The sequence below is a fragment of the Halomonas sp. A40-4 genome (assembly GCF_015767635.1).
Classification (GTDB): Bacteria; Pseudomonadota; Gammaproteobacteria; order Pseudomonadales; family Halomonadaceae; genus Vreelandella; species Vreelandella janggokensis.
This window is the reverse complement of record NZ_CP065230.1, coordinates 1,326,380-1,338,777: the sequence shown is the minus strand read 5'-3', so window position 1 is coordinate 1,338,777 and position 12,398 is coordinate 1,326,380. Positions and strand designations below refer to the sequence as shown.

The following is a 12,398-nucleotide window of genomic DNA, read 5'->3' as shown; positions in this document are numbered from 1 at the left end:
CCTCACGCAAAAGACGCCGCATGGGCGTCGAGTTCAGCAGCGCTCAGGGCAAAGACACCCTGGCCGCCACGCTCGAATTCAAGCCACATGAACGCCACTTCTGGAAAAGCAGCCTCCACGTGGCGGTCTGAGTTGCCCACTTCGACGATCAGCCACCCCTCATCGGTCAGGTGCGCACGTGCCTCGCGCAGAATGCGTCGTACGATATCCAGACCGTCGCTACCCGCTCCCAGCGCTAAAGCAGGCTCGTGGCGAAATTCGGCGGGCATGGTGGCCAAGTCACGCTGATCGACATAGGGCGGGTTCGAAATAATGACATCAAAGCGCTGGCCCTCCAGCCCGCTGAACACGTCAGCTTCCACCGCACGTACGCGCTCGCCGACATCGTGGCGGGTGATATTCTGGCGCGCCACGGCAAGGGCTTCCTGGCTAATGTCGGCCAGCGTCACCTCGCAAGTGGGCAAATAAAGCGCGGTGGCAATGCCGATACAACCGGAGCCGGTGCACAAATCCAGTACCCGCTCGGGCGGCTCCTCGGGGAACCAGGCCGCGAAGCCGTCCTCGATCAGCTCCGCCATCGGTGAGCGCGGGATCAGCACGCGTTCATCAACGTTAAACGGATAACCGGCAAAAAAAGCCTCACCCAACAGGTAAGGCAGCGGTCGGCGCGTGGTGATTCGCTCACGGGTAAGGACCACTATGCGCTCGCGCTCCATCGGCAACAACCGCGCATCCTGTACACCCGGGTCGACATTCCAGGGCAAATGCAGTGCCCCCAGACACAGCGCAACGGCTTCGTCCCATGCCGACTCGGTGCCATGGCCGTAATAGAGTCCCGCCAAATAGAACTCGCTGGATACCCAGCGCAGGTAGTCACGTAAGGTTATGAGCTCGCTCACCAGCGCCGTATCCGGCAGGGTGAGGGAGGAAGGCGAAGTCTCGGCGTTGAGAGGCTGGGTCACATTGGCTCCTGGTCAACAAAGGCGACCATCCCCATCGGGAGACGGCATGGCTAAAGAAAAGATTGTACCTTTGACGCTGCCCGGTTCACAGCAGCGTGCATCTCGCTATACTGTGCGCCTGTTCTCCGTTTTGCCCATTTGCCATTTGAGCCTGTCATGACACGACACCGCCACCTGCCCGATGATGACGATATCAGTGCTTTCCGCCAGGCGCTGAAAGCCGCGGGCGTGCGTCGCATGGCCACCAATCAGGCCGACCCCGGCAAACCCAAGCGCAATGATGATGCCCAGCAGGCCAGACGGCAGGCGGCGGTGGAAAGCAGTACCTTTGCCACCAGCGGCCGCACATCCGACGGCCGGGTCGAGGCGGTACGTCCTTCCGAATACCTGGAATTCAGCGTCGCCGATTTGCCCTGGCGCACCTTCAGCCAACTCAAGCGCGGCCAGACGGCTTGGCAGGCTGGCCTAGATTTACATGGCTACACCCTTGAAGAAGCCCGGCTGGAGCTAGAGAGCTTCCTGCGTGACGCGACCGCTCAGGGGCTTCGCTGCGTGCTGGTTGTCCACGGCAAGGCCTGGGGCACCACTGCCGATTTTCCAGTGCTTAAAAGCCACACCAATGCTTGGCTGCGCGAGTGGCCCGGGGTCCTGGCATTCTGTTCCGCCATCGAGATCGACGGCGGCACCGGTGCGGTCTATATCCTGCTACGTAAGCGCGGTCAGTAGTCTCGTTATTCTGCCACACCCGATTCTTGCGCATCCGACGCACTATCGGGCACGTGCCGCGCCAGGGCCTCATCGGCCAGATGACGGCCCAGGCGGATCAGATCCTTGGCACGGTGAAACTCGTAGGTACTGCACACCGTTTTGGGCACTTCGATGAGAATATCGGGCGGGTAACCGGCAATTTTATATTTGGCCAGTGCCGCCTGGGTAATATCGAATGATTCGAGGATCATATCCAGCTTGCCCCATTCGCGCTTGCCGCGAAGGTCCATCGTTTCATCCACCTCACCCTCTTCTTCGCTACTGCTGCCCAGTTCGCTCCATAGCCGCCGCGTGGTGGCGCGCACCTCGTCCATCCAGCCGCCAATATTGGCATCGCGGTCACGCTCCCGGGTGGTGCGGCTGTCGTTATTCTCATCCTTGGGAAGCAGTGCCTCCAAAGACACCGGCTGCGGGCTGTGGGCAGTCACGTTCACCGCCACCACAAAATCTGCTTCGTGGGCGGCCAGTATGGGCATCATGGGCAGCGGGTTCAGCAGACCTCCGTCGACCAGTACCTGATCCCCCAGATGCACAGGGGTAATCACGCCGGGGACGGCGATTGATGCCCGTATCGCGCGCAGCAGCGGGCCGTTTTGAAACCATACCTCGCGCTGGCGCACCAGATCAGTGGCCACGGTGGTCACCGGAATCGGCAGGTCTTCCATCAATGTATCGCCCACCAGCCCTTCCAACTTGCTCATGATCTTGCTGGCCCGCATGGCACCCATTGGGCTCCAGGTCACATCGACCAGCCTGAGCACATCCAGATAGTCCAGATCACACACCCATTCGCGATAGTCAGGCAGTTTACCCGACGCATAAATACCGCCTATCAGCGCGCCCATGGAACACCCGGCGATCGAGATGATCTCGTAGCCCCGTGCCTCCAACGCCTCAATCACGCCGATGTGTGCATAGCCCCGGGCACCGCCGCTACCCAGCACCAGTGCCACTTTATTACCTCTCGATACACTGCCATCGGTCAGGCTCTGTTCGTTCATCGCTCGTTTCCTACGACTGATCCCGACGTTTCATTAATGATTGCGTCATCACCTCGGCAACCCCAGATACCGCCTTGGGCTCCAGGTGAAGGTGATGACCGCCTGCCAGTACATGGCGTGTTAAGTGCGGTACCGCCTGGCGGGCTTTTTCTGCCCAGTCGCGCTTGCCTAAGATGCCCTCCTCACCTTCTATCAATAGCACCGGTGCCTGGATGTCGGCCAGTAGCGCTAACACTTGGGAAGGTGTAAAGCGTACCAGCGATGGCTTCAACAAGCGGCTGTCGGTGCGCATCTGCACGTGTCCGTCGGCCGTTACGTCGGCATTGCGCTCCACCAGCGGCGTGGCGGTGATGGTGTCTAACGGTGTAACGCCACCGGCCACTCGAGCCGCCACCGCGGTGGCCAGATCAGGATAACGCGGCGCCCGGGAAATGGGCCGCCTATGCGCCATTAACCCCTTGCGCAGTTGGCTTGTCGTGTCACCAGAGGGCGTATTGAGCGCACCCAAGCCATCCAGCAGCGTCATGAACTCAATGCGCTCCGGCACGGCGGCAGCCAATAGGCAGGCCACCGCGGCGCCCATGGAGTGGGCGAGCAATGCCACTCGCTCAATGGCCAAATCGTCCATGGCATCAAGCACGTCGTGGCAATAATCCCACAGCGCATAATCCTCGCCCGCCGGCGCATGTGCTGAATGCCCGTGACCACGAAAATCGATAGCCACAATGCGAATATCCAGTGCTTCCACCAGCAACGGCGCTAACCGGGAAAAACTCGCCGCGTTATCGAGCCAGCCGTGGAGCGCCAGCCAAGTAGGGGCCGCATCACGCCCCCAGCTCAGCGCCGCCAGACGACCTTGGGCGAGGTAAAGGGAATGAGGATAACGCGTTGCAGTGGGTCGAGACATTATGAACCTATCCTAAGCAAACCAACCGCCCCAGGCGGCAAGATGACGGCATAAAGCACAAACGGTACCATGCCAAACACCGATGTCTGTACAAAATTACGGGCGCTCGCCAACGTCCATCTTTTTCCTGCTAATGAGGCTTTTATGAAACCCCACCGTGACACCCGAACACGCAACTGGGTCTTTTTTATCGCCGTGACCAGCGCCATTGTGGTGGGCCTCTGGCTGGCAAGATAAACCTTCACGAAGGTTCCTAAAGACGGCCAGCCCTTGCAATTTTATCCTCATGGCCAAATACTGTATATAAATACATATACTACCAGTGAGGAGGCTGACCATGACGCAGCCGTTATCGCCTATCGCGCCAGCCGTGCCGTTAACGCATCAGTCGCTGCCCTTTCCTCCCCTACATGGCCGCGCTGGGTTTAGCGGCTTCCCCTCCCCCGCCCAGGATTACGAACCGCGCACGCTGGATCTCAACGTGCGCCTGATCAAGAACCCCACCCACACGTTTTACCTGACCGCCACCGGTGACAGCATGGAGGGTTGGGGGATTTTCGATCGCGACCTGCTGGTGGTTGACCGCAGCCTCTCGCCCCGTCTGGGGCATATTCTGGTGGCCATGTTCGACGACGAACTTCTGATCAAGCGCTACGCGCTCTATCGCGGCACGCCGCATTTGTGCTCCGCTCACCCCCATTACCCACCGCTGCCCCTGAAAGACAGCGAGTGTCAGGTATGGGGGGTGGTTCGGGCGGTCATTCACGAATACCTGCGGTGATGTAACGGTCATGATCGGTCTTGTCGACGCCAACAATTTTTACGTCAGCTGCGAACGCGTCTTCCAGCCTCACCTGGAGAGCAAAGCCGTTGGTGTGATGTCCAATAACTATGGCTGCGTGATTGCCCGCTCCGCGGAAATGAAAGCGATGGACATTCCCATGGGCACTCCCGCCTTCAAACTGGAAGGGCTACGCCAGCGCGGCGAGATTCATCTGCTGTCATCCAACTATGAGCTGTATGGCGACATGTCGGCACGGCTCGCCCAACTGCTGCACGACGCTTGCCCCGACATCGCCCCCTACTCCATCGATGAAATGTTTATCTATCTGGAGGGCATGAGCAAGCACCAGTGCCAGGCTCTGGGTGAGCGCCTACATCGGGACATACATCGTTGCCTTGGATTACCGGTATGCATCGGTCTGGCACCGACCCACACCCTGGCCAAGCTCGCCAATCATGCGGCCAAGAAGCAGCCACACTACCAGGGCGTTTGCCTGCTTGGCGGGAATGATGCCAACACCACAGCCTTGCTAAAGCAAACGCCGGTCAGCGAAGTATGGGGCGTGGGCAGGCGGCTTGCCGAACGGCTTGCCATTAGCGGCATCCATAGCGCCTGGGCGTTACGCGAGTGCGATAAAAAACAGCTGCGCAAACGCTTTTCCGTGGTGCTGGCACGCACTGCCCTGGAACTGCGTGGCACCCCCTGCCTGGAAATGAACGCGGTGGATCAACCCCGCCAGCGCATCATGACATCCCGCTCTTTCGGTCAACCCACCGGGGTAAAAACTCAGGTACACGAGGCACTGCGCCGCCATGCCCAGCGTAGTGCCGAAAAACTTCGCGAACAGCACAGCCTGACACGCTCGGTGATGTTGTTCTTGAAAACCAACCGCCATCGTCGAGACCAGCCACAGTACTTTCCCCACACCCTGGTCGCGTTACCCACCCCCAGCGACGATACACGCGTTATTCTCGACGCCGTCCGCCAGGGCCTTGAACAGATATATCGACCCGGCTATCGGTTCATGAAAGCCGGCGTGATGTTGCTGGATCTCGTCGATGCCCAACAGCATCAGCTATCGCTGCTCGATGCACCCGCTCGACACCATCCGCTGCTAATGGCCACGGTGGACGCCATCAACCAGCGTATGGGGCAAGACACGATCCGCTTCGGGATGACCGATGACGACGCGCCATGGCACCTACGTTGTGCCCACCGTTCCAACCGTTTTACCACGCGCTGGGATGAGCTACTGGAAGCCGGCACTCACCCCGGCGCGATTGCCGATGCCCGGAAAAAACGGCAACAGCCGAAGCCGTAACAGCCCTCAGCGGTGCTTCCACACATGGTGCAGACGCGGGCTTAACGTTTCGCCCAACGCCACCATGGCACCCAGAATCACCAGTAACCACGGCCAGTGCGCGACAAACGAGACCTGATAGATTCCCAGCGCGTCGATAAAGATCACCACAATCCCGAGCGGGCTAACGTAACGCACCATGGTCAGCCACAGCGCATAAGGCAGCGGCGCAAGCCCCAGTTCATCGCGAAACGTCTCGCTCTTCAACACAAAGCCTGCCAGCACGACCATGCCCAGGCCGCCCAGCGGCATCATTAAGCGCGAGGTCAGGTAGTCCAGCCAGTCAAAGAAATTCTTCCCCGCCAGCGTCCAGTCGGCGCCCAGGTTGAACGACAGCATCGCCAGGGTACTGATCAGCCATAGCACGATACCCGTGCCCCACGAAGCTGCTTTACGCGAGATACCTTTGTTATCACATAGCCAGGATACCGTCGCCTCGACCATTGAAATCGCCGAGGTCAGTGCGGCCATCGACAGCATCAGGAAAAACAGAATGCCAAACAGCGTCCCCAACGGCATCGCTTGAAACGCCAGTGGCAAGCTCATGAAAATAAGCCCTGGGCCTTCAGCAGGATCCATGCCGTTGGCAAAAATCACCGGAAAAATGGCCAGTCCGGCCATTAACGCCACCACGGTGTCGGCAATCGCCACGCTTAGCGTAGTGCGGCCGATGGAAGTCCCTTTTGGTAGATAGCTGCCGTAAGTCAGGATTGCCCCGGAAGCCAGCGATAGCGTAAAAAACGCGTGCCCCAGCGCGGCCAGCATGCCTTCACTGGACAGACTGCCCGCATTGAAAGAAAACAGGAAACTGAACGCCTGACCAAAGCCGCCGGAGAAAACGCCAAACACAATCAACAGTGCCAGCATCAATACCAGCCCTGGCATCATCCAACTGACGTTCTTTTCAATGCCTTCCTGTACACCTTTACCGACGATCAGCATGGTCAGCAGCGTGACCAGGGTGCTCCAGAAGCCCAGATTCCAGGGGTTAGCGTTATTGGCCCCAAACACCGCGGCCATATCGTCAACGCTGCTACCCGAAAGTCCGCCGGTCAGCATCTTCCAAAGGTAGGAGAACGACCAGCCTGCCACAACGACATAAAACGACAGAATCATGAAGCCGCAGAGCATCGCCATCCAGCCGATCAATGACCATGCTGAAGACCGACCGGACTCGTTGACCACCCGCCGAATGGCATCGACGGGGCTACCCAGGCCGCGCCGCCCAAAGGCAATCTCGGTCATCATGACCGGCACGCCCACCGCCAAGATACAGGCGAGGTAGACCAGCACGAAGGCCCCACCACCAAATTCACCGGTGATATAGGGAAACTTCCAAATATTGCCTAATCCAACGGCCGAGCCCGTCGCCGCCAGCATAAAGCCCCAGCGGCCTAACCATTGGATGCGCGGTTGCCCAGAAGACGCCATGATCTACCACCCTGTTGGAAAAAAGCGCTTATCCTAGGGATTTTGCAGCGAATGCGCAAAAAAACGTGGCGCGCGCTCGTCGATTACGTGGCATAAACCGCTGCTTTGGCGTCGGCATCGAGACGCTGCGCGGTTTGGTCGACGCGCCGCAGCCAGGCGAGCAACAGCGCCCCCAGAGCTACAAAGCCACCCGCCAGCCAGAGGCCGACGTTATAATGGCCGGTCACCTCCGCCAGCATGCCGGTGAGCGCCGGGGCGATGATCTGCGCGCTGCCGTAGGCCAGGGTCATTTTGCCCATCAGCCTTGCCGGGCTGGCGGGATATAACCGACCCGCCATGGTCAGCACCAGGCTGACACAACCCAGAAAGGTGCCGCCATAAAGCACTGCGCTGAGCAGCACCGCCGCCAGATTTGTTGTCATGGCGGGCAGCACAATACCGATAACCTGTAGGCTCATGGCCAGTATCAGGGCTCCCAAATAGCCGATACGGCGCGCCACAAGGTCCCACAGGATGACCGCAGGGGCCGCCGCCAGCCCCACCAATGCGAAGGTCCAGTTACCGGCACCGGCCAACAGCGGTTCGCGTTCCACAATCGTGACAATAAAGGTGGCGCTGATCACATAGCCATAACCCGCACAGAAATAGGCGGCCAGCATCCAGCGCATAAAGGTATGGGTGGGTGGTTTAGCGGCGGCGGTCTTATCCCCCGAGGTACCGGTCACGACAGTCGATGGCCGCGGCAGCCAGCGCCAGGCGGGCACCAACAGCCCTACCGCGAGCACGCTGAACGCCCACCACTGCGCCTGCCAGTCCATTGACAGCGCCAGCATCGCTTCTACCGCAACGGCAGCGAGCACAATGCCCAGGCCCAACCCGGCGAAATGCATGCCCAGTTCAACGCGCTGGCGGTGCTGAATCAGCCAATGCATGATCAGCCCAGAGGCCAGCAGCATCGCACCGCTGCTTGAAAACCCCGCCAGAAAGCGCAGTCCCGCCCAGAGCCAGAAATGCTCGGTCAAGGCCATACCCGCCGTGGTGAGCACTGCCAGCACCAGACACAGCCGATACAAGGTATCTTTGACATGGATGCTGCGCACGGTTGCCGCCAGCAGGGCGCCGAGCATATAGCCGGCGTAGTTCAGCGCTGCCAGCCAGCCGCCATCGGCGTCGCCTATCCAACTCTGCTGCTGCATGACGGGCAATAGCGGCGTATAGGCAAAACGCGCCACCCCAATACACAGCAACTGACTGAACACACCCGCCAGCAGCACCTTGAAGCGCTGGGAGCGAAGGGTAGCGGTGGTCATATCGACGCCCTCGTCGTGAGCTCATGATTGCCATATGCGGCTTTACTAAACCCATCATAAGCTGAACCTCACTGACATGGCATCGTCTAAACGTCGCCTGCCAAGTGCGCGTATGGTTGCATAATCTGGCACACTAGGCTGCATTATCCACCAACGGGAGAAAGCTGAATGAGCGATAGTGCAAAACCCTGGACACAACCGATGCCTGACGCGCAATTCAAACTGATGCGCGATATTCTTGCCGCCCCCAGCCCTGTGGGCCTGGAGGCAGCGATGACGTACGGCGTGCTAAAACCGCATTTTGAGTCTTTCGCCCCTGCGGACTGGCATCTGCACCAGTTCAAGGGCAATGCGGGCGTCGTGCTCGACACCCATCCCGGTCAGGATGACATGTTCAAGGTCATGATCATCGGCCATGCGGATAAAATCCGCATGCAGGTCCGCTCCATTGGTGAAGACGGCAAGATCTGGATCAACACAGACTCCTTCTTGCCCACCGTACTGGTCGGCCATGAAGTGAAGCTGTTTAGCGAAGACCCGGAAGCCCCCGGCAACTACCGCTGCATTGAAGGCGGCACGGTGGAAGCCCTGGGCGCCATTCATTTTTCTGACCCCGCCATGCGCGATGGCAGCAAAGGCCTGAAGAAAGAGCAGATCTATCTGGACCTGCAGATCCACGGCGAAAACAAGAAACAGCAGGTATTGAACCTCGGCGTACGCCCCGGCGACTCGATTATTTTTGATCGCCCTATTCGCCCCGGCTTCAGCCCCGACACCTTCTACGGCGCCTATCTGGATAACGGCCTGGGCTGCTTTGTAACCGCTGAAGTAGCGCGCTTAATTGCCGAGGCAGGCGGCACCCAAAATGTACGCGTATTGTTCGCGATTGCCAGCTACGAAGAGATTGGCCGTTTCGGCAGCCGCGTTATGGCGGGCGAAATGAAACCTGATGCGCTGATTGGCGTCGATGTGAACCACGACTACGTGGCCGCTCCCGGCATCGGCGACAAACGCATGCAGCCGTTAGAGATGGGCAAGGGCTTCACCATGGCGGTGGGCTCGATCGCCAGTGAACAGTTGAACCGCGTGATTGCCGAAGCCGCCAAGGCGAACGAGATCCCCATGCAGCGCGACATGGTCGGCGTTGATACGGGCACCGACGGTATGGCAGGGGTGTTGGCGTCTGTAGACAGTGCCGCCACGTCGATTGGTTTCCCGATCCGCAACATGCACACGATTTCGGAAACCGGCAATACTCAGGATGTATTGGCCGCCATCCATGCGTTAACCCACACACTGAAAGCGCTGGATAAGCTGCCTGACCTCAAGCGTGAATTCCTCGATAACCATCCACGCCTTGACCAGGCAAGCCCACTCGGCCATCAGGGCAGCGACAAACCCGACGAGGAAAAAAACGACGATAAAGCCGATTAATTGCGGCGTGTCCCATGAAAAAACCCCGACCATCTCTGGTCGGGGTTTCGTCATGTCTTCCTTGAAAAGTCTTCACGAACGTCCTGTTCGTGCATCCTTGAGTCCATCAAGCGTCCTGCTTGGTTTTCCCTAGTGCGCATCCTCTGCGGTAGATGTTCACAGTGCACTTCTAAAGCCTTGGTTTATCTAACCCAGGATATGAAAGCCGAAAAAAATGATTAATTTGCTCACCGATGTCATCGCAATGGCCTATGGTTAATAGTCCACCACTTGTCGCTGCCGGGTTGTGTGACGCGTAATTCACGGCTAGGCCCAACAACACCCACGGGTAGGAGGTCAGCGTGCAACCTATCATCATTAACTACAAAGTTCGCGGTGTTGACATCATTTGTCGCCGCTGCGGTAATTTCGAATCAACCACCTCAGTATTTTTAGCCCGCTTTCGCCTCGAAGGTACTGGCGAGCAAAGCGCCGTCTTGCGCTGTTTGAGCTGCCAAACCAGCACCGGTATACCGCGAAGTGCGCTTGATACGCTGACGCACGCCCGCGCTGGTTGACGCTGGGCTTTTTAACGCCCCCTTCAGACGATGCTATCGGCCAGAGGCGGCAATATTGTCGCTTCTGGCTTGTACAAGCCAATAAATTAGAAGAAATTAATATAAATATTTTACATGTAAACAATAAAATTTATTAACTGGACAACTCGTGTGGTTAGTCAAGATTTTACTGATCGGGTCGATAAGTACTATGTGGCTGGTTCTCACACATAACACATATTATCGACATCATCAGGAAGCATTATGACGCGCATGACAACAACACAAAAACTGTGGGGTACGCTTGCCATTATCTGGATCGCCATGCTGTTAATGGTCGGTTGGCTGGCATGGGAAAATCGACAAACCATCGAGAGTGAACGGCGGGATAGCCTGCAGTACGTTATCGAAAGCGTACATAGCCAGATTGAGGCGCTCCAGGCAAAAGTCGATGCAGGAGAACTGAGCCTTGAAGAAGCCCAAGAGCGGGCCGTAGACAACATGGCCAGCGTTCGCTTTGGGGACGGCGAGTATATTTTTGCGTTTGATAACGACCTGAACATCGTTTCTCACCCTAGCCGCGATACCGGCACCAGCATGACGGACTACCAGGATGCCAGCGGCTTACTGCTGTATGCCGAGCTGCTCGAAGTGGCGCAGGCTGGAGGCGGTCACGTGGGTTACTACTCCACCCGCCTGGGCGGTGAGGAGCAAATTCCCAAGTTGAGCTACGTCGACCACTTGCCCGAATGGGGATGGTCGCTGGCCTCCGGCGTGTATGTCGACGATATCAACGCGGCGTTTGTGTCGAGTCTGATTCGCTCAGCCGTTATTTTGCTGATCATTGGGGTGCCGGTGACGCTACTGATGGGCTGGGTGATTCGCGATGTGTCCCGCCGTTTAGGGGGTGACCCACGCTACGCCGCCAGCGTGGTTCGGCATATTGCCGACGGCGATTTAACGCGCACGACACAACTCTCCGCCCGCGATCAGCAAAGCCTGCTGTTTGATATTGATCGTATGCGTGAAACGCTATCAGACACCATTGGCAGCATTCACCAGAGCGCGGATAACGTGAACACCTCTGTTGAACAGATCGTCGGCGTTAACGAAGAGTTATCCACGCGGACAGAACAACAAGCGGCGTCCCTCGCCGAGACCGCTTCCAGCATGGAGCAACTGACGGCAACGGTAAAACAAAACGCCGAACACGCTGACCACGCAAGCCAGTTGGCAAGCAAAACCACCGACAATGCTCAGCAAGGTAGCGAAGCGATGGCATCAGTGATCGATACCATGTCGACGATTAACGATAGCGCGAAACAAATGAGCAGTATCATCGAGACGATCGACTCGATTGCGTTTCAAACCAATATATTGGCGCTTAACGCCTCTGTTGAAGCGGCTCGGGCGGGTGAACAGGGGCGTGGCTTTGCCGTGGTCGCCAGTGAAGTCCGCCAACTGGCCAGCCGTTCAGCGGCAGCGGCACAAGAGATTAAGACACTGATCGACAACTCTGACACCCATATCACGCAAGGTAGCCGCCAGGTGCGCGACACCGGTAGCGTGATTAGCGGTATCGTCGACAATATTCGGCAGCTTGATACGTTAGTGAAAGAAATCTCGGCGGCTACCAAGGAACAAAGCTATGGCATCGAGCAGGTCAACGAGGCTGTCACCCAGATGGATCAAATGACCCAGCAAAATGCCGGACTGGTACAAGAAAGCACCGGGGCCACCCAACGCTTGGCGGATCTCAGCTTTGAGCTACGCCAGCGGGTTTCACATTTCCAGATTGCCGGGTCCCAAGCCGCAATGCAGACCCTTCCCTCCTCTCACCATGGCTAAATAAAGCCTTTCTGGCTGGGCAAGTCCCTTACATGGCCTGCCCAGCCAGTCCTCGCA

At 58.1% G+C, this 12,398-nt stretch carries 10 protein-coding genes; 5 read left to right on the top strand and 5 right to left on the bottom strand.

Annotation, left to right across the window (positions count from 1 at the left end; all coding sequences use genetic code 11):
* Positions 1-2: 2 nt before the first annotated feature.
* Positions 3-962, bottom strand: a complete 960-nt coding sequence (gene prmB, locus IT895_RS06240; protein ID WP_085917398.1) for a 50S ribosomal protein L3 N(5)-glutamine methyltransferase — start codon at positions 960-962, stop codon at positions 3-5.
* A gap of 156 nt (positions 963-1,118) precedes the next feature.
* Here prmB and IT895_RS06235 point away from each other — a divergent pair, with 156 nt between their 5' ends.
* Complete coding sequence (locus IT895_RS06235) at positions 1,119-1,688, top strand: Smr/MutS family protein (protein ID WP_085917397.1); 570 nt, start codon at positions 1,119-1,121, stop codon at positions 1,686-1,688.
* Positions 1,689-1,693: 5 nt separating this feature from the next.
* Here the strand turns inward: IT895_RS06235 and IT895_RS06230 are convergent, their stop codons facing one another.
* Positions 1,694-2,731 (bottom strand): patatin-like phospholipase family protein, encoded by a 1,038-nt coding sequence (locus tag IT895_RS06230; RefSeq protein WP_085917396.1) that lies wholly within the window; start codon positions 2,729-2,731, stop codon positions 1,694-1,696.
* A 10-nt stretch (positions 2,732-2,741) separates the two neighbouring features.
* A complete protein-coding gene (locus IT895_RS06225) occupies positions 2,742-3,638 on the bottom strand; it encodes an alpha/beta fold hydrolase (RefSeq protein WP_199285043.1) in 897 nt (298 codons plus the stop codon).
* A gap of 337 nt (positions 3,639-3,975) precedes the next feature.
* On the opposite strand from IT895_RS06225, the gene IT895_RS06220 reads away from it, so the two are divergent.
* Both IT895_RS06220 and IT895_RS06215 read left to right on the top strand, forming a co-directional pair.
* Positions 3,976-4,419, top strand: a complete 444-nt coding sequence (locus IT895_RS06220; RefSeq protein WP_085917394.1) for a LexA family protein — start codon at positions 3,976-3,978, stop codon at positions 4,417-4,419.
* A gap of 10 nt (positions 4,420-4,429) precedes the next feature.
* Positions 4,430-5,743 carry a Y-family DNA polymerase gene (locus tag IT895_RS06215; RefSeq protein WP_199285042.1) on the top strand — a complete coding sequence of 438 codons (1,314 nt, stop codon included), beginning with the start codon at positions 4,430-4,432 and terminating at the stop codon, positions 5,741-5,743.
* Positions 5,744-5,749: 6 nt separating this feature from the next.
* Here the strand turns inward: IT895_RS06215 and IT895_RS06210 are convergent, their stop codons facing one another.
* The gene (locus IT895_RS06210) at positions 5,750-7,213 is read right to left on the bottom strand and encodes a sodium-dependent transporter (RefSeq protein WP_199285041.1); all 1,464 of its coding nucleotides are present in this window, start codon (positions 7,211-7,213) and stop codon (positions 5,750-5,752) included.
* Between the two features lie 83 nt (positions 7,214-7,296).
* Positions 7,297-8,523 carry a YbfB/YjiJ family MFS transporter gene (locus tag IT895_RS06205; RefSeq protein WP_199285040.1) on the bottom strand — a complete coding sequence of 409 codons (1,227 nt, stop codon included), beginning with the start codon at positions 8,521-8,523 and terminating at the stop codon, positions 7,297-7,299.
* Between the two features lie 168 nt (positions 8,524-8,691).
* Between IT895_RS06205 and IT895_RS06200 the strand changes: the two genes are divergently transcribed.
* Both IT895_RS06200 and IT895_RS06195 read left to right on the top strand, forming a co-directional pair.
* Positions 8,692-9,957 (top strand): M20/M25/M40 family metallo-hydrolase, encoded by a 1,266-nt coding sequence (locus IT895_RS06200; protein WP_199285039.1) that lies wholly within the window; start codon positions 8,692-8,694, stop codon positions 9,955-9,957.
* Between the two features lie 800 nt (positions 9,958-10,757).
* On the top strand, positions 10,758-12,341 hold the full coding sequence (locus IT895_RS06195) for a methyl-accepting chemotaxis protein (RefSeq protein WP_199285038.1): 1,584 nt from the start codon (positions 10,758-10,760) through the stop codon (positions 12,339-12,341).
* Positions 12,342-12,398 lie beyond the last annotated feature (57 nt).

What these genes read in the sequence shown, in the direction of transcription:
- IT895_RS06205 (WP_199285040.1), bottom strand. Translation starts at nt 8,523, where the DNA reads ATGACCACCGCTACCCTTCGCTCCCAGCGCTTCAAGGTGCTGCTGGCG.
- IT895_RS06215 (WP_199285042.1), top strand. Translation starts at nt 4,430, where the DNA reads ATGATCGGTCTTGTCGACGCCAACAATTTTTACGTCAGCTGCGAACGC.
- IT895_RS06235 (WP_085917397.1), top strand. Translation starts at nt 1,119, where the DNA reads ATGACACGACACCGCCACCTGCCCGATGATGACGATATCAGTGCTTTC.
- IT895_RS06195 (WP_199285038.1), top strand. Translation starts at nt 10,758, where the DNA reads ATGACGCGCATGACAACAACACAAAAACTGTGGGGTACGCTTGCCATT.
- IT895_RS06230 (WP_085917396.1), bottom strand. Translation starts at nt 2,731, where the DNA reads ATGAACGAACAGAGCCTGACCGATGGCAGTGTATCGAGAGGTAATAAA.
- IT895_RS06200 (WP_199285039.1), top strand. Translation starts at nt 8,692, where the DNA reads ATGAGCGATAGTGCAAAACCCTGGACACAACCGATGCCTGACGCGCAA.
- IT895_RS06225 (WP_199285043.1), bottom strand. Translation starts at nt 3,638, where the DNA reads ATGTCTCGACCCACTGCAACGCGTTATCCTCATTCCCTTTACCTCGCC.
- IT895_RS06220 (WP_085917394.1), top strand. Translation starts at nt 3,976, where the DNA reads ATGACGCAGCCGTTATCGCCTATCGCGCCAGCCGTGCCGTTAACGCAT.
- IT895_RS06210 (WP_199285041.1), bottom strand. Translation starts at nt 7,213, where the DNA reads ATGGCGTCTTCTGGGCAACCGCGCATCCAATGGTTAGGCCGCTGGGGC.